17 protein-coding genes are annotated in these 15,768 nt (G+C 53.9%); 7 read left to right on the forward strand and 10 right to left on the reverse strand.

The features are described 5' to 3' along the window. Nucleotides 1-20: 20 nt before the first annotated feature. Nucleotides 21-767: a YebC/PmpR family DNA-binding transcriptional regulator gene (locus AC4LF3_RS13960; protein ID WP_010795187.1), complete on the reverse strand. Its 747-nt coding sequence runs from the start codon at nucleotides 765-767 to the stop codon at nucleotides 21-23. A 58-nt stretch (nucleotides 768-825) separates the two neighbouring features. After that, nucleotides 826-2,601: an aspartate--tRNA ligase gene (aspS, locus tag AC4LF3_RS13965; RefSeq protein WP_239381179.1), complete on the reverse strand. Its 1,776-nt coding sequence runs from the start codon at nucleotides 2,599-2,601 to the stop codon at nucleotides 826-828. 328 nt (nucleotides 2,602-2,929) lie between these two features. Here aspS and AC4LF3_RS13970 point away from each other — a divergent pair, with 328 nt between their 5' ends. After that, nucleotides 2,930-3,400, forward strand: a complete 471-nt coding sequence (locus AC4LF3_RS13970) for a Dps family protein (protein WP_010795189.1) — start codon at nucleotides 2,930-2,932, stop codon at nucleotides 3,398-3,400. 193 nt (nucleotides 3,401-3,593) lie between these two features. Continuing rightward, complete coding sequence (locus AC4LF3_RS13975) at nucleotides 3,594-4,220, forward strand: cold shock domain-containing protein membrane protein (protein ID WP_409438714.1); 627 nt, start codon at nucleotides 3,594-3,596, stop codon at nucleotides 4,218-4,220. Between the two features lie 42 nt (nucleotides 4,221-4,262). On the opposite strand, the gene AC4LF3_RS13980 is transcribed toward AC4LF3_RS13975, so the two are convergent. Then, the gene (locus tag AC4LF3_RS13980; protein WP_434134623.1) at nucleotides 4,263-4,469 is read right to left on the reverse strand and encodes a SlyX family protein; all 207 of its coding nucleotides are present in this window, start codon (nucleotides 4,467-4,469) and stop codon (nucleotides 4,263-4,265) included. After that, nucleotides 4,459-4,890, reverse strand: a complete 432-nt coding sequence (locus AC4LF3_RS13985) for an HIT domain-containing protein (RefSeq protein ID WP_491835490.1) — start codon at nucleotides 4,888-4,890, stop codon at nucleotides 4,459-4,461. Before AC4LF3_RS13985 ends, AC4LF3_RS13980 begins: the two co-directional genes overlap by 11 nt. Nucleotides 4,891-5,272: 382 nt before the next feature. Between AC4LF3_RS13985 and AC4LF3_RS13990 the strand changes: the two genes are divergently transcribed. From AC4LF3_RS13990 to AC4LF3_RS14000, 3 genes are all read left to right on the forward strand, one after another. Beyond that, a complete protein-coding gene (locus tag AC4LF3_RS13990) occupies nucleotides 5,273-6,592 on the forward strand; it encodes an OprD family porin (protein ID WP_407362095.1) in 1,320 nt (439 codons plus the stop codon). A 159-nt stretch (nucleotides 6,593-6,751) separates the two neighbouring features. Next, complete coding sequence (locus AC4LF3_RS13995; RefSeq protein ID WP_219652637.1) at nucleotides 6,752-8,467, forward strand: proline--tRNA ligase; 1,716 nt, start codon at nucleotides 6,752-6,754, stop codon at nucleotides 8,465-8,467. A gap of 8 nt (nucleotides 8,468-8,475) precedes the next feature. Beyond that, entirely contained in the window at nucleotides 8,476-9,423 is a 948-nt protein-coding gene (locus AC4LF3_RS14000; protein ID WP_491835491.1) for a hypothetical protein, read from the forward strand. A 15-nt stretch (nucleotides 9,424-9,438) separates the two neighbouring features. On the opposite strand, the gene AC4LF3_RS14005 is transcribed toward AC4LF3_RS14000, so the two are convergent. Genes AC4LF3_RS14005 through AC4LF3_RS14015 form a run of 3 tightly spaced genes read right to left on the reverse strand, consistent with a single transcriptional unit; the run spans nucleotide 9,439 to nucleotide 11,422 of the window. Further along, nucleotides 9,439-9,714: an acylphosphatase gene (locus AC4LF3_RS14005; RefSeq protein WP_074824588.1), complete on the reverse strand. Its 276-nt coding sequence runs from the start codon at nucleotides 9,712-9,714 to the stop codon at nucleotides 9,439-9,441. After that, complete coding sequence (locus AC4LF3_RS14010; RefSeq protein WP_010795197.1) at nucleotides 9,711-10,175, reverse strand: TlpA family protein disulfide reductase; 465 nt, start codon at nucleotides 10,173-10,175, stop codon at nucleotides 9,711-9,713. Before AC4LF3_RS14010 ends, AC4LF3_RS14005 begins: the two co-directional genes overlap by 4 nt. Then, nucleotides 10,172-11,422 carry a YihY family inner membrane protein gene (locus AC4LF3_RS14015; protein ID WP_219652635.1) on the reverse strand — a complete coding sequence of 417 codons (1,251 nt, stop codon included), beginning with the start codon at nucleotides 11,420-11,422 and terminating at the stop codon, nucleotides 10,172-10,174. The genes AC4LF3_RS14010 and AC4LF3_RS14015 overlap by 4 nt, the downstream gene beginning before the upstream one ends. A 118-nt stretch (nucleotides 11,423-11,540) precedes the next feature. Between AC4LF3_RS14015 and arsC the strand changes: the two genes are divergently transcribed. Continuing rightward, a complete protein-coding gene (arsC, locus tag AC4LF3_RS14020; protein WP_491835492.1) occupies nucleotides 11,541-11,894 on the forward strand; it encodes an arsenate reductase (glutaredoxin) in 354 nt (117 codons plus the stop codon). Continuing rightward, entirely contained in the window at nucleotides 11,891-12,493 is a 603-nt protein-coding gene (gene wrbA, locus AC4LF3_RS14025) for an NAD(P)H:quinone oxidoreductase (protein WP_197871052.1), read from the forward strand. Before arsC ends, wrbA begins: the two co-directional genes overlap by 4 nt. 35 nt (nucleotides 12,494-12,528) lie before the next feature. Here wrbA and hda read toward each other — a convergent pair whose 3' ends face one another. From hda to AC4LF3_RS14040, 3 genes are all read right to left on the reverse strand, one after another. Beyond that, a complete protein-coding gene (hda, locus tag AC4LF3_RS14030) occupies nucleotides 12,529-13,233 on the reverse strand; it encodes a DnaA regulatory inactivator Hda (RefSeq protein ID WP_010795201.1) in 705 nt (234 codons plus the stop codon). Then, the gene (locus AC4LF3_RS14035; protein ID WP_019366328.1) at nucleotides 13,230-14,321 is read right to left on the reverse strand and encodes an AI-2E family transporter; all 1,092 of its coding nucleotides are present in this window, start codon (nucleotides 14,319-14,321) and stop codon (nucleotides 13,230-13,232) included. The genes hda and AC4LF3_RS14035 overlap by 4 nt, the downstream gene beginning before the upstream one ends. A gap of 113 nt (nucleotides 14,322-14,434) precedes the next feature. Beyond that, entirely contained in the window at nucleotides 14,435-15,499 is a 1,065-nt protein-coding gene (locus tag AC4LF3_RS14040; RefSeq protein ID WP_491835493.1) for a DUF2066 domain-containing protein, read from the reverse strand. Nucleotides 15,500-15,768: the final 269 nt, after the last annotated feature.

The raw sequence follows: 15,768 nt of genomic DNA on the forward strand, positions 1-15,768 counted from the left end.
CTATAGGGGTATCAGGCCCTTTAGCCTAGCTGCGCCATGACATCATCTGGAATTTCCGCATTGGAGTACACATTCTGGACATCATCCAGATCCTCCAGCATATCGATAAGCTTGAGCACTTTCTGGGCCGTATCCAGATCCAGCGGCGTTGTAGTAGACGGAATCATGGAAATCTCGGCAGCTTCGGATTTGAAGCCAGCTTCCGTCAATGCCTCGTTTACGGCAATAAAGTCGCTAAATGAGGTAAAGACGTCAACAGATCCATCATCATTGGTGACTACATCATCAGCACCTGCTTCAAGCGCCGCTTCCATGAGTGCATCTTCGTCGACGCCCGGTGCAAAGCTGATCTGTCCCTTGCGCTCGAACATGTACGCTACCGAGCCATCAGTACCCAGGTTACCGCCGCACTTGCTAAAGGCATGACGCACCTCAGCGGCCGTACGGTTGCGGTTATCCGTCATGGCCTCTACGATCAAGGCGACACCACTCGGGGCATAGCCCTCATAGGTCAGCTCTTCAACGTTATCCCCTTCGTTGGCGCCTGCCCCTCGTGCAATGGCGCGATCGATGGTGTCACGTGTCATATTGGCAGTAAGCGCCTTATCCACTGCCAGGCGAAGACGCGGATTATCCGCCGGAACGCCACCACCCTGACGGGCAGCTACGGTCAGCTCACGGATGATCTTGGTAAAGATCTTACCCTTCTTGGCGTCCTGTCGCTCTTTGCGGTGCTTAATGTTGGCCCATTTGGAATGACCCGCCATAACGAACTCCAAATCACTTTTTGACAAAGGGCAACCTTGCGGCTGCCCGGTTGATCAATTACTCAGCTTTTGGCTGCTCACGCAAACGAATGTGCAGCTCGCGCAACGCCTTGGCATCCACTGCGCCAGGTGCCTGAGTCATGACATCGGCAGCGCTCTGGGTTTTCGGGAAGGCAATAACTTCACGAATAGACTGCGCGCCGGTCATCAGCATTACCAGACGATCCAGGCCGAAGGCCAAACCACCGTGCGGTGGCGCGCCAAACTTGAGTGCGTCGAGCAGGAAGCCGAACTTCTCTTCCTGTTCCGCCGCGTCAATGCCCAGCAAGCGGAACACAGCCTGCTGCATTTCCTTGCGGTGGATACGGATGGAACCACCACCCAGCTCGGTGCCGTTGAGGACCATGTCATAAGCGCGAGACAATGCATTCGCCGGATTCGCCTCGAGCTCTTCCGGTGTGCACTTGGGCGATGTGAAGGGGTGATGCAGTGCAGAGAAACTGCCATCATCGTTTTCTTCGAACATCGGGAAGTCAACGACCCAGAGCGGCGCCCACTCACAGGTCAGCAGGTTCAGATCGTGCCCCAGCTTGATACGCAGACCACCCAACGCATCACTGACGATCTTGGCCTTGTCTGCGCCAAAGAAGACGATATCGCCGTCTACCGCACCCACGCGATCAAGGATGGCGTTGAGGTTCGGCTCAGCAATGTTCTTGACGATAGGTGACTGCAAGCCTTCAACACCCTGGGCGCGGTTGTTGACCTTGATATAGGCCAGGCCCTTAGCGCCAAAGATGCCCACATACTTGGTGTAATCATCGATCTGCTTACGGGGCATGCTGGCACCACCCGGTACGCGCAGTGCAGTTACACGGCACTTGGGATCGTTAGCCGGACCGGCAAACACCTTGAAATCGACATCCTTGAGCAGATCAGCTACATCCACCAGCTCCAGCGGAATGCGCAGGTCCGGCTTGTCTGAACCATAACGGCGCATGGCCTCCTCGAAGGTCATGTGCGGGAACTCGCCGAACTCCAGATCCAGCACTTCCTTGAACAAGGAACGGATCATGCCCTCGGTGATACCCATGATGTCTTTCTCATCGAGGAAGCTGGTCTCGATGTCAATCTGGGTAAATTCGGGCTGACGGTCTGCACGCAGGTCTTCGTCGCGGAAGCATTTGGCAATTTGGTAATAGCGATCAAAGCCCGCCACCATCAACAGCTGCTTGAACAGCTGGGGTGACTGCGGCAGAGCAAAAAAGCTGCCAGGATGGGTACGGCTAGGCACCAGATAATCACGAGCGCCCTCGGGTGTCGCACGGGTCAGGATAGGCGTCTCCACATCCATGAAGCCCTGCTCGTCCAGATAACGGCGAATGCTGGAAGTTATGCGCGAACGCAGCTTGAGCTTGGCAGCCATCTCGGGGCGGCGCAGATCAATGAAACGGTAGCGCAGGCGTGTTTCTTCGCCCACATCGGAATATTCGTCCAGCGGGAACGGCGGCGTCTCGGCCTGGTTCAGCACTTCAAGGTCATAACCCAGCACCTCGATAGCACCTGAGGCCATATTCGGGTTGACCGCACCCGCAGGACGCAAACGGACCTTACCCGTTACCTTGACGACATATTCACTGCGTACACGGTCGGCCTTGGCAAACGTCTCTGCCCGATCCGGGTCGAACACGACCTGAGCGAGGCCTTCACGGTCGCGTATATCCAGGAAGATAACGCCTCCATGGTCGCGACGGCGGTGAACCCAGCCGCAAAGGGTGATTTCCTGGCCGTCCAGGCTCTCGTTCAATTGGCCGCAATAATGGCTGCGCATCATGGTTGTGTTTCGCTTCTCTTGAGTCCGGAATTAAGAGATGGGGAGCAAGCATCATTCACAGGCACGTCTCGCAGAACTGCTGCAACGTAAAGCCAGCCAAAGATTGTATTCCCATCTGGTTTCTCTTGGTCAGTGGGCGATTCTATAACAATTACCAAGCCTGACGCAGCCGACCTATGACAAGCCGGCTGCCTTTTAAGAGCCTAGACTGACTTTTATAGAACCCAAGCGATTAGGCCCTCCTTGACCGGTGCTTGCGAGCATTCCATTTCCAAGGGCCTGTGTTAGGCTCCGTTTCAAATAAACATCACTGCCAAAGGAGAGCGGTATGGAAATCAATATCGGAATTGCCGAGCAAGATCGTGCGGCCATTGCAGATGGGCTCTCTCGTCTGCTTGCAGATACCTACACGCTGTATCTGAAGACCCATAACTTTCACTGGAACGTGACAGGGCCGATGTTCAACACGCTGCATACCATGTTCGAAACCCAGTACACCGAACTGGCTACCGCAGTTGATGATATTGCCGAGCGCATCCGCGCATTGGGATTCGCTGCACCAGGCACCTACTCGGCCTATGCCAAGCTATCCAGTATCAAGGAAGAGGAAGGCATTCCAGAGGCGCAGGAGATGATTCGCCTGCTTGTACAAGGCCAGGAAGCAGTCGTTCGTACCGCTCGTGGAATTTTTCCGATTGTAGATAAGGTCAGCGACGAGCCGACAGCCGATCTGCTGACTCAACGCATGCAAACGCATGAGAAGACAGCCTGGATGCTACGCAGCCTCCTGGCCAACTGATAGAAGCCCGGCAGACGCCGGGCTTTTTCATTTTTTCCTCTCATTCTGATGGCATCATCGGGCCATTGATTGAGTAGCCTTCACCTTTACGGTTAAATAACGCTGTGCGTATCTGCGCATAGGTCGATCATTCATAGCCACGCGTTTCAGGCAACAACAGCGATCGACTTGCTATTTCTCCAAGGTGACATCATTGAATACGCTTACACTTGTTCACATTGCGTCTGGTGCGATTGCACTTTCGATAGCCGTGGTTTCCTCTTTACAAGCAGATAAACCCAGCTTTTTTCATCATCATGAAGCCTTGCACATGGCTTTTCTTGGTCTTCTCTTGCTGATTACGACCCCTTCCGTCAGCAGCAAAAATAAGGGAGCTACGCAAACCATCACCTCAACGCTGCTGATAGCAGCTGCATGCCTTCAAGCCCTGGAACTCTTGGTTCCTGATGCCTTTCCTGGCCTACCGCCCCTGGTCAGCATCAGCCTGCCGATTGCGATGATTGCAACGCTGGTCAAGCTGTTTGCAGCCTTTAAATCGTCCAAGACAGGCAGCTACAACAAGCACAGGAAGACACGACACAACGCCCAGGATGCACTTCCTGCAGAAGGCCGTGAAATAGGCACTGTAAAGTGGTTCAACACCTCGAAGGGATTCGGATTCATTTCACGCGATCAGGGCGACGATATTTTCGTTCACTTTCGGGCTATCCGGGGCGAGGGTCACCGCGTCCTGGTAGAGGGCCAGCGTGTCGAGTTTTCCGTTATTCAGCGTGACAAGGGGCTTCAGGCAGAAGACGTGACAGTATCGTTTGCACGTTGACCCGCTCAAAGGCGGCTCCTTTGGGAGCCGCCTTTATCAACATCAATAATGAGGTGGCGGAGCATCGTCCTCGACCGCCCCTTGCGAAACCGCGATCTCAGCTTGCCTTCTCGCAAGCTCTTCGATCTGCAGCTTCATTCGATCCAGCATTCTCTGCTGCTCGACAATAATATCGTTCAAGGTCTGGATTAGATCATCCTGAAACGCTTGTCGCATTTCCAACTCGTTGATTCGTTCTTCAACCATCATGCTTGTCACCCTCCCACTTTTCGGCAAAAAGGGACTTGAGGTCACTCAGGCATTTTTCAAGCTCGCTTTCACTATAGGCTTTTGCAGGTCCTTTACCCCATACAGGGCCCGGCCACGCTAAATCCTCTTCAAAACGAGCCACTACATGAATATGAAGTTGCTTAACTATGTTTCCCAATGTGGCGACATTTATCTTTGCCGCATGGGTGTAGTCTTTCAGACGCTGTGCAACGTATGACGATTCCTTCATCAATTGCATCTGATCCTCTAACGACAGCTCAAATACTTCGCTGATATTAGATCGCCGGGGTACAAGGATCAGCCATGGATAGTTGGCATCCTTCATTAAAAGCAACTTGCACAACGGTAAATCGCTTACCTGTACAGTATCCGCCCCAAGGCGCTCATCAAGATCAAACATAGTTACCTTCCTAACTAAAAACGGGACGGACATTGACGTCCTTGCACCAAAGCAGTTCAGCCATGCCTTTCATCTGAAAGAGTACGCCTCAAAAGTGTGCATATACCGAGTGCAAGTCATTGATTATCTACTTGATAACGTGCTGATGGCACTTTGTGCACACTCTTTGCTTAGCGTTCGAGCATCTTATCAGGAGGAACTCTTATCAATCCGGATGAGGTTGATAAGGCATCTTTCTGATTCTAAAAAATTATAGAAAGCGCCTATAAAAATTCGATGGGAACTTTCAAGCCTGACACTAGAGTGCTATAAGTTGGCACCAACAAGAACAACCAGTCACGTTTAACGATGACTGATATTTCAATCCAAAGGAGCAATCATAATGCAAGTGATGAAGTGGAGCGTCATCGCCCTCGCCGTAGCGGCAGGGACGACCCAGATGGCATTCGCCAGTCAGCAGTCTGAATCCAAAGGCTTTATTGAAGACAGCAGCCTGACGCTGACCAACCGCAACTACTACTTCAATCATGACAACAAAGACGGTAGGGACGATGGTCGTGACTGGTCGCATGCACTGCTAACTAACTTTCAGTCCGGCTTTACGCAGGGCACAGTTGGCTTTGGTGTCGATCTCTTCGCCAATATCGGTCTGAAACTCGATAAACGTTACGGTGGAGCTGGTAACGTTCCGGTTCACGACGACGGCAAATCACCTGACGATTGGGAGCACGTAGGCGGGGCGGTTAAGCTGCGTGTATCCAACACTGTATTGAAATATGGCCAGATGGCACCTACCGCTCCGGTATTTGCAATTGGCGGCTCCCGGATTTTCCCGCAAACAGCCACGGGCTTTAACCTGCTGAGCAGCGAGATTGAAGGTCTTAAACTTGAGGCAGGGCATTTTACATCCGGAACAGGCCCTACTGGCCAAAGCAACCGTGAGCCATTAAGAACCGCTTACACAGGCATTGATGCCAAGGACGTTGACTACCTCGGAGGCAGCTATGACTTGGCTGAAGGGTTAAGCCTTAGCCTGTATGGATCTGAGTTCAAGGATATCTGGCGTCAGTACTACGGCAATGTTAACTATGCGCTACCCCTGACTGATCAACAGGCTGTTACTTTCGACTTCAACATCTACCGCACGCTTGATGAAGGAAGCAAGAAAGCAGGTAACATTAATAACACTACATGGTCTTTGGCTGCAGCCTATTCACTAGACGCTCACACGTTTACGCTGGCCTATCAAAAGGTACATGGCGACACCCCATTTGACTATGTAGGTGTTGGCGAAGAGAACAGCGGCGGTGACTCGATTTTCCTAGCAAACTCGATTCATGTTTCTGACTTTAACGGTCCTGGCGAGAAATCTTGGCAGGCTCGCTACGACTTGAACATGGCGAGTTTTGGCGTACCGGGTTTGAGCTTCATGACACGTTATGTCAAAGGCTGGGACTCAAATGGCTCTAGGATTGACGTAAATACCAGTGGCTATGTTGATGATGATGGCGCCTCTCTGTACGGAAGCGACGGTAAGCACCACGAGTGGGATCTGGAAGCTAAATATGTTGTTCAGAGCGGTCCCGCCAAAGACCTTTCCATCCGTGCACGCCAAGCCTTCCACCGAGCAAACAGCGACTATGCCGATCGTGATACCAACCAGTTCCGCCTGATGGTGGAGTACCCGCTGAGCATTCTGTAATACAGAACTCATTAGCAATACCTAAAATGCCCGGCCATGCCGGGCATTTTACTTTTCCTGTCACACCCACTTCTCTCTAGTGCTTGCCCCTCTCGCCTGTACGGCTAGGAAAGCCCACCGTACAATGCAGTTTTCGCTGATCAGAAAAGACCTGCCCTCATGCGTACTAGTCAGTATCTTCTCTCTACCCTGAAAGAAACGCCTTCTGATGCCACTGTCATCAGTCATCAACTCCTGCTACGCGCCGGCATGATCCGCAAGCTGGCGTCCGGCCTCTATACTTGGCTGCCGCTGGGCCTGCGTGTATTACGCAAGGTCGAGACTGTTGTACGCGAAGAGATGAATGCGGCCGGCGCTCTGGAAGTACTCATGCCAGCCATTCAGCCCGCCGAGCTGTGGCAGGAATCAGGCCGCTGGGAACAATATGGCCCTGAACTGCTCCGCCTCAAGGATCGTCATGAGCGCGACTTTTGCGTAGGCCCAACCCATGAGGAAGTGATTACAGATCTGGCGCGCAACGAGCTCAACAGCTATAAGCAGCTTCCGATCAACATGTACCAAATTCAGACCAAGTTTCGCGATGAGATTCGTCCTCGCTTTGGCCTGATGCGTGGGCGTGAATTCGTCATGAAGGATGCCTACTCCTTCCATATGACCCAGGAATCGCTGCAGGAAACCTATGATCGGATGTATCAGGCCTACTGCAACGTATTCACTCGACTCGGGTTGAACTTCCGTCCTGTTCAAGCTGATAACGGCTCCATTGGCGGCAGCGGCTCCCATGAATTCCATGTACTGGCCAGCTCCGGCGAAGACGATATCGTTTTCAGTGACAGCTCCGATTACGCAGCCAACATTGAAAAGGCTGAAGCGCTACCCCGTGAAACTTCACGCGGCGCGGCTATTGAAGAGCTTCGCTTGGTTGATACACCAGACACTAAAACTATCGCGGCACTGGTAGAGAACTTCAATCTGCCGATTGAGAAGACGATCAAGACATTGATCGTACATGGCGCAGAAGAAGGCACGCTCGTTGCGCTCATCATTCGTGGCGATCATGAGCTAAACGAAATCAAGGCCTCCAACCTCGAACTTGTTGCCTCCCCTCTCGAATTTGCTACTGAGGCGGAAGTTCGTGCAGCCATTGGCGCAGGCCCTGGCTCCCTAGGCCCGCTGAACCTTCCGATGCCTTGCGTCATCGATCGCTCGGTTGCCATGATGAGCGACTTCGCAGCAGGTGCAAATATTGATGACAAACACTATTTTGGAGTGAACTGGGAGCGTGACCTGCCGCTGCCTGAGGTCGCTGATCTGCGCAATGTGGTGGCAGGCGATCCCAGTCCCGACGGCAAGGGCAACCTGGTCATCAAACGCGGCATCGAGGTCGGTCATATTTTCCAGCTTGGCACCAAGTACAGTGAAGCAATGAACCTGACCGTCCTGAGCGAACAAGGAAAGCCCGTCAAGCTCACTATGGGCTGCTATGGCATCGGCGTGTCTCGTGTCGTCGCGGCAGCCATCGAGCAGAATCATGATGAACGCGGCATCCTATGGCCCGATGCGCTTACTCCCTTCCACATTGCGCTGGTTCCTCTGAAATATGAAAACGAGCGCGTACGGGAAGTAACGAATCAACTGTATCAGGCGCTAACTGCTGCCGGTTATGAAGTCCTGTTGGATGATCGTGACAAAAAGACAAGTCCCGGCGTCAAATTTGCAGATATGGAGTTGATCGGCATTCCTCACCGGATCGTAGTAGGTGATCGCGGCCTTGCTGAAGGTACTTACGAGTACAAAGGACGCCGCGAGCAGGACAACCAGAATGTGCCGATCAATGAATTGCTGCCATTTTTGGAAGCACGCATTAATCGTTGAGCCAAGCCATGCCTTTAAGAAGCCCTTTTTTTCTCCTTTCCGTCACGCTTGCCAGCGTGACGGTGCTTTCTGGGTGCGCCAATCATTTACCGCAGCGCAGCGAGCATGAGGAGCGTGTCGATCGCAAACTGATCGAACACAGCCTGCAGATCAATGCCGGTGAAAAAGAAGTGCTCGAACTGCCACAGCGACGAATCAAGGTACTCGATCAACATCGTTATGAAGTGACTGACTTTGAAGTAACACGTCATTACGATCGGTATACGCCTTACCAGCCCTGGCGGGAACTTTATGAGGTTCCGCTGGGAGCTGTAACACTCGTGGCAGGCATAGGCGCCAATATTCTCAATGTGCCTCTTCTTGGCAGTCTTCCTGAAAGCGCAACACATGGACTGGTTGTCTATGGGCTGGACGGCCTTAACCCGTTCATGAACGTGGCGTCCAATGGGCGCTCCGAGCAGAACCTGGCCAGCATTGATGAAAAGCAGCTCGATAAACGCGTCGAATACACCAGCCTTCCCTGGGCTGAGCGCCCCGTTGAAGTCAAGGCGGGCAAGGCTCGACATGAGCTGCTGACCGACCAAAACGGCTTTTTGCGTCTGAACCTGCTGGAAGACCCTTTTGCAGGTCATGATATCAGCGGCGCTGGCAAGCTGGACATCACGGTTATCGACCCTGAAGACCAGACCAAAGCCGAGCGCACGTTAACGGTAAGCCGCAGCCTGCGTAGCAAACTTCTGGAGGCCCATGAGCTTATTTACGATGATCTTGAAGAGGACGATGTGACTCGCTGGGTTCATCGTGTAAAGCGCTTGTCTGAACTAGGCCTGGAGGAAGAATCCAGCGAACTGGAACAGAACCTGATCGAGCTGACCCACAATGATCCGGAGCTGCAAAATGAGTTTGTCACTGCATTAGCCAAAGCAACTGGAACACCCAAGACCATCAGCCAGTAAGCATCTATATGGCTGTTAGCGCCATACTGTAAAGTTACCAAGCCCCAATAGCGCATGATCCTGAACCAGGACTTGATTGACATTCGCCTGTGCGGGGCCATGACGAAGCCATGCCAGAAACTGCTCCAGCGCTTCTGGCTCGCCTTCACATTTTATCTCGACACGCCCATCGTCCAGGTTTCTTACCCACCCTGTGATACCTAGGCGCTCTGCCTCTTCCCGGGCACTTTCTCGATAACGGACGCCCTGTACCCGTCCGTCGACGTGGATATGCCTTGCCTGACTGCTCATGGTGACTGCTTCTCCAGCTCAGCGATACGTGCCTGTATGACCGCAGCCGTTTGCTCCCCTACAAGCTTTTCCCTGAAACGGCCTTGGGGGTCAACAAGATAGGTGGCTGGCAGGACGTTGCTGACCGGCAGATCGAAATGCTTGGCAGGATCCTTTTGGAAGACGGCGTATTGAATACCCATCGTTTCTGCACTCTTACGCAGTGCATCGTCCTGCTGGTGATCGTAGTTAACGCCTAGCACCCTTATCTCAGCATTGGCTTTGGCCAAGGCATTGAGCTGGGGGATTTCCTTGTGACAGGGTCCGCACCACTCTGCCCAATAATTAATGACCAACCACCGCCCGTCCAGCTGAGCGTTATCGATTTTATGGCCATACTGGTCATTTCCGTAATCCGGCGTACAGGCTGCCAACAAGAAACTGACGGCAAGCAGGCCGCCACGTAACGCTTTAGTAATCATGTTGACTCCATGGAAGATACTGGTTTGGCTTCAGGTTTCAGCCACTTGGCGAGACTGCCGCCCAGAAGTTGCTCACGTTGCTCATGAAGCTGTTTAAGCGCTTCAATCAGAGGAGGATACCAGTCACCTGTACAGCGCTCGACCTCAGGAAGACGATCGATTTCTGGTAGATGCCATGGGCTCTTTTCCATCAATTGCGTCAGGGTGAATGTGTTGAGATCCCGGCAGAGCACCCATCTTCCACTACTGGTGTGGCACACCAGTTTCTCTTTCTTGAGAAAGTCCAGAATGGGTTGCCATTGATCCTCAGGCAACTTCCAGCCGCTTTTCTGGAGCTCGACAAGATCGAGCGAGGCGCCTGTCTGTTGCCGATCCAGAAAGAAACGAAGCACGCCCAGCAAGACAAGAAACGTAGGGATTGGCTGTCGGCGCCACTGCTTGGAGGAAGAAAGGTTGCACACCAACTCAGCGCCAAAAAGAACGATCAGCCAGGAGACGTAAATCCAGACCAGAAAAAGCGGAATGGTCGCAAAAGCCCCATAGATCAGCTTGTAACCCGGAAAAAACATGACATACAAGCCAAACAGTGACTTGGCCGCTTCGAATAGCACTGACGTAAAGATACCCCCAACCAATGCATGCTTGAGCGGAACACGCGTGTTTGGTACCGCGGCATAGAGCAAGGTGAAGGCAGCCATGCTGAAGAGGAGCGGCATGAACTTGAGCAGCACGGCCGTTCCCATGACCGCATACCGACCGGACATCATGGACAGCGACGCGATATAGGTGCTGATCGCAAAGCCTGCGCCTAGCAAAAGAGGCCCCAGACTGAGGATTGCCCAATACAGGAGAAAACTGGACATGCCTCGACGAGGTTGGGAAACCCGCCAAATGTCATTGAAGGTTTTTTCAATGGTCACCAGCATGGTGAGGGACGTTACTGCCAGCAGCGCGACGCCTAGCCATGTCAAGTGGCGGGCCTGCTCGATAAATCCACGCAGGTGCTCCTCCAAGGTCTCGCCGGTCGAAGGGACGAAGTTATGGAAGATGAATATCTGAATCTGCTCTTCTGTTCCCTGAAAGGCGGGAATGGCAGAGAGCATGGCAAAGGTCACCGTCATGATGGGAACGACGGCAAACAGGGTGGTGTAGGTCAAGGCCGCCGCGTTGTTGGGCGCTCGATCGCCAAGAAAGCGTTTGACCAGGAAACGGCCCCATTCAAATGTGTCGCTCAGGCGCTGACGCATTCTATTTCCTCAACCATGCGTGAATCGTCTTGAATCCAATTACCCGGCACAATGCTCGTTCAGACCACCGGAGGCCCGTTAGAATAGCTGTCACCTCCATAACGATGCGACCTTTTCAATGAGCGAATCGATACTCTTCCACAATCCTCGTTGCTCCAAGTCCCGCAGCGCACTCGAATTGCTGCAGGAAAAAAAGCTGGACCTGCATGTGGTTCGCTACCTTGAAACGCCCCCTACCGCTACAGATCTCAAGGATATTCTGCGTAAACTGGGCATCCCGGCTCGTCAGCTTCTGCGTACCGGCGAAGAGGAATACAAAGCGCTAGGCCTGGCGGATGAAACTCATTCTGAAGACAGACTGATTGAAGCCATGGCGAGTCATCCGAAACTGATTGAACGCCCCATTTTCATCGTAGGCGACAAGGCGGTCATTGGCCGTCCGCCAGAAAAGGTTCTGGAGATACTGCCATGAGTGCTTCCTATATCCTGGTGCTTTATTACAGCCGACATGGCGCTACAGCCCAGATGGCTCAGCAAATTGCCCGCGGAGTCGAAATGGGTGGCCTGGAGGCACGTATCAGGACCGTTCCGAGTGTGTCGACAGTATGTGAAGCAACCGCACCAGAAATCCCAGAGGAAGGCGCGCTATATGCCAGCCTTGATGATCTGCGGCATTGTAGCGGCCTGGCCTTGGGCAGCCCTACGCGGTACGGCAACATGGCGGCGGCGCTGAAGTACTTTTTGGATGGCACGAACAGCTTGTGGCTGACAGGCGAATTGGTAGGAAAGCCGGCCGCGGTCTTCACTTCCACTGCAAGTCTGCACGGTGGTCAGGAAAGCACGCTGCTCTCCATGCTGCTGCCTCTGCTCCATCACGGCATGCTGGTAACCGGATTGCCGTACAGCGAAAGCGCCCTGCTTGAAACCAAAGGCGGCGGCACACCTTATGGTGCCAGCCACTTTGCCGGAACCGATGGCAAGCGGGCCTTGGATGAACATGAGATCACGCTGTGCCGTGCGCTAGGCAAGCGCCTTGCAGCCACAGCCCTGCAACTGGAGTCGCGCCGCTGAAGTGCTTAGCTACAGCGCCGTAAACAGGTAGCGGCTCACCAATCCATGATTTCCTTGACGAACGGAATGGTGAGCTTGCGCCGGGCCTGCAGAGAGGCATGATCCAGGCGCTCCAGCACATCGAACAAGGAGTTCATGCTCCGAGAACCACGCGTCAGGATATAGCGTCCCACTTCTTCGTTCAGATGCAGCCCCCGTCGAGAGGCGCGCAGCTGCAGCGCGCGCAGCTTGTCTTCATCAGACAGCGGCTGAAGCTGGAAGACCAATGCCATGGTAAGCCGTGATTTGAGATCCGGAAGCTTGATAGGCAATGACCGTGGAGGCTTGGAGCCAGACAGCAAGAGCCGCTTTCCAGCATCCCGCACACGATTGAAGAGATGAAACATCGCCTCTTCCCATTCTCGCTTGCCTGCCAGGGCATCCAGATCATCCAGGCAAACCAGCTCGCACTGTTCGAGATTTTCAAACAGTGCGGTTCCATACCCGGAAAGCTCGGCCATTGGCAGATAAACGGCTTGCTCACCCATCTGATAAAACCGCAGGCAGGCAGCCTGCATCAAATGGCTACGCCCGGCGCCTTCCGTTCCCCAGAGGTAGATAAGGCTTTCAGCCCAACCTGCGTCCAGCTCGCATAGGCGCTCGACATAACCCAGCGCCGCCGCATTTGCGCCGGGATAATAATTGGCAAAGGTAGCGTCATCGCGTAGACGCACACCCAAGGGTAACTGTATCGGTTTCATGCCGTGTCTGGCGGCTCGCTGGATTCAGGTCGACCGGGTTTGGAGTAAAGGTCGGAAAGTTTATACAAATCATGGATATGACGCAGCAGAACCATCAAGACGGCGGCTACGGGTAATGCGAGAAGAATACCGCTGAAACCAAACAGTTGACCACCCGCCAGAACGGCAAAGATGACCGCAACGGGATGTAGGCCAATACGATCACCCACCAGAAGCGGTGTCAGCACCATGCCTTCGATCATTTGTCCGAAGACAAATACCGCGAGAATGCCCAGCAGCGGATACCAATCAAGGCCAAACTGGAAGAATCCAGCAGCCATGGCTGCCGTGATGCCAACCGCAAATCCCATATACGGGACAATGCTGGCCAGTCCCGCCAGCAGACCAATCAACAGGCCCAGCTCAAGCCCTACCAGCATCAGCCCACCGGCATAGATGATTCCAAGGCCAAGCATGACCATCAACTGTCCGCGCAGGAAGGCGCCCAGTACCTCATGACAGTCACCCAGCAGCCGAGTCACCAAACCTTCGTGTCGACGCGGGAGCAGGCCCCTGAGCTTGCCAACCATGACATCCCAGTCGCGTAACAGATAAAAGCTTACGACCGGGATCAACAACGTGTTTCCGATCCAGGCCAGTAAAGCAAGACTGGAAGACGTTGCCTGGGCAAGAACGATACCGACGATATCACCGGTACGATCCAGATGGCTGGTTAGCACCGCCTTGATACGATCGAAGCGCCAGAAGCTGTCTGCAAGACCGAATTTGATCTGAATCCATGGCAATGCGGTGAACTGGAGCCAGTCGAGTATGGCAGGCATCAACTCGTAGAGACGGATGAACTGCCTGACCAGCATGGGCACGATGACAAGCAGCATGCCCAGCAGAACCAGCAGGAAGGCCAGATATACCGTAAGCACGGCCAATGTGCGGGAGAGCCCCAGTCGCTCCAGTCGATCTACCAATGGATCACCCAGGTAGGCCAGTAACATGCTGATCAGAAAGGGAGACAGAATAGGCTGCACCGAGTGGAGCAGCCACAGCAAAACGGCCAGTCCGCCAATGACATACCAGCGGCGTGTCGTCATATTCGTTTCTCGCTAAATAATTTGTGCATAAAGAAAGCCGCTAGGCGAAGGCCAGGCGGCTTGGGAGTGTCTGATGATCGGCCTGCGGTAAGGTCTCTCTTTAGCGGACCCGATCAACGCCAGCGATAATAGAGTACCTGTTGTGCTGGTGCAGGTGCGGGCGGCTGTGAAGCGCCTGGTGCAGCTTGGGTGTCCGGTGCCGCAACGGGCGCGTTGGCATCGACCGGTGCAGAAGATTGCTCCAGATCGGCCAGGCCTAACTGTGCATGAAGTTGATCCGGGTTAGCGGTCAGCTGATAGCGAAGCTGTCCATTCTCTGCCTTGAGCAACCGAGCACCCATGGGTTCCAGCAGCTTTTGCAGCTGAGAGTAGCGCTCGAAATTGGCCCCACCCACTACTAGTGTCAGTGCTTGTGTAGAACCTGGTTTGGTAATGAACTGCTTGGCCAGACGTGTACTTAGCTCATGCATGATAGTATTGGCCAGGGCATCCAGATCGGCTCCCTGCGCATTGCCCTGTGCCGAATTGGTCCCCTGCCACATCCGCCATTGAGCCTGCCAGGAACCACCCGATTGCCTGGCATGAACCGCCAGCAATACATCACTGCTATAACGCTTGGAAGCCTCACGCAGAGCGTCTGGCTTACCGGAATCAATATTTTCGGCAGTACCGACCAGCTGTTCACTGAGGTCTGCCAAGGGCAGGACGAGCGGCAGGCCACTGTCCTGAGCGGCCCTTTGCAAAGGAGCTGCCGCTGGCTGGCTGTCACCCACCAGGGCACTACCACCATCAGAATCGTTCAACCACCACGTCATCACAGAGGGGCGATTGGCTCCCCAGATAGGCAGCCCCGCCTGCGTCAGGGTACGGTTGACGGATGCAGGATCGAAATTGACGACCAGCACGGCTGGCGGGCCGGCATCGTAACTGTACTGGGTAATCAGTTGCTGAGGGCTTTTTACCGACTCGGATAAGGCAGGGCTCTGAGCGGCATTCGCATCGCCAGTCAAACGAACCACCAGATCCTGCAGGGCACGCCCCAGCGCAGCGTCGCGCTCTGAGGGCTGCTGGGAGGCAACGGGCTCGCGGACCTGATAAAGGCCTTCCACCAAGGCTGCTGAAGCAGACTGGCTCAGCAAGGGTAGGCAGAGCGTAAGCAGAAAGGCAAAACGACGCATGTAGAGTCTCGGCAAGCAGGAACGAAGAGGCATACCTTAAAAGGCGCCCTGCCCGTCGGCAAGCCTGAGGGCAGGTTATGTGCAGCATCACGGTGAAATCAGACCGCGCTTTATGCCAAAAGGCTCCTTTATGACTGAATAAAAGCTGAATAAGCCTGACAAGGCCATTCGATGACCAACAGTGCCTCGTCAGGAAGCGCCGTTTCCCGATTGCTTCTGGTAAAATCGCCGCCTCTCAAAAGCTGTGCCCGCGGCATAGCCTGTTTCGC

Source organism: Pseudomonas sp. C2.3V (assembly GCF_058536325.1).

What these genes read in the sequence shown, in the direction of transcription:
- arsC (WP_491835492.1), top strand. Translation starts at nt 11,541, where the DNA reads ATGAGCGAATCGATACTCTTCCACAATCCTCGTTGCTCCAAGTCCCGC.
- AC4LF3_RS13995 (WP_219652637.1), top strand. Translation starts at nt 6,752, where the DNA reads ATGCGTACTAGTCAGTATCTTCTCTCTACCCTGAAAGAAACGCCTTCT.
- wrbA (WP_197871052.1), top strand. Translation starts at nt 11,891, where the DNA reads ATGAGTGCTTCCTATATCCTGGTGCTTTATTACAGCCGACATGGCGCT.
- aspS (WP_239381179.1), bottom strand. Translation starts at nt 2,601, where the DNA reads ATGATGCGCAGCCATTATTGCGGCCAATTGAACGAGAGCCTGGACGGC.
- AC4LF3_RS14005 (WP_074824588.1), bottom strand. Translation starts at nt 9,714, where the DNA reads ATGAGCAGTCAGGCAAGGCATATCCACGTCGACGGACGGGTACAGGGC.
- AC4LF3_RS14010 (WP_010795197.1), bottom strand. Translation starts at nt 10,175, where the DNA reads ATGATTACTAAAGCGTTACGTGGCGGCCTGCTTGCCGTCAGTTTCTTG.
- AC4LF3_RS14035 (WP_019366328.1), bottom strand. Translation starts at nt 14,321, where the DNA reads ATGACGACACGCCGCTGGTATGTCATTGGCGGACTGGCCGTTTTGCTG.
- AC4LF3_RS13970 (WP_010795189.1), top strand. Translation starts at nt 2,930, where the DNA reads ATGGAAATCAATATCGGAATTGCCGAGCAAGATCGTGCGGCCATTGCA.
- hda (WP_010795201.1), bottom strand. Translation starts at nt 13,233, where the DNA reads ATGAAACCGATACAGTTACCCTTGGGTGTGCGTCTACGCGATGACGCT.
- AC4LF3_RS14015 (WP_219652635.1), bottom strand. Translation starts at nt 11,422, where the DNA reads ATGCGTCAGCGCCTGAGCGACACATTTGAATGGGGCCGTTTCCTGGTC.
- AC4LF3_RS14040 (WP_491835493.1), bottom strand. Translation starts at nt 15,499, where the DNA reads ATGCGTCGTTTTGCCTTTCTGCTTACGCTCTGCCTACCCTTGCTGAGC.
- AC4LF3_RS13990 (WP_407362095.1), top strand. Translation starts at nt 5,273, where the DNA reads ATGCAAGTGATGAAGTGGAGCGTCATCGCCCTCGCCGTAGCGGCAGGG.
- AC4LF3_RS14000 (WP_491835491.1), top strand. Translation starts at nt 8,476, where the DNA reads ATGCCTTTAAGAAGCCCTTTTTTTCTCCTTTCCGTCACGCTTGCCAGC.
- AC4LF3_RS13960 (WP_010795187.1), bottom strand. Translation starts at nt 767, where the DNA reads ATGGCGGGTCATTCCAAATGGGCCAACATTAAGCACCGCAAAGAGCGA.
- AC4LF3_RS13980 (WP_434134623.1), bottom strand. Translation starts at nt 4,469, where the DNA reads ATGATGGTTGAAGAACGAATCAACGAGTTGGAAATGCGACAAGCGTTT.
- AC4LF3_RS13985 (WP_491835490.1), bottom strand. Translation starts at nt 4,890, where the DNA reads ATGTTTGATCTTGATGAGCGCCTTGGGGCGGATACTGTACAGGTAAGC.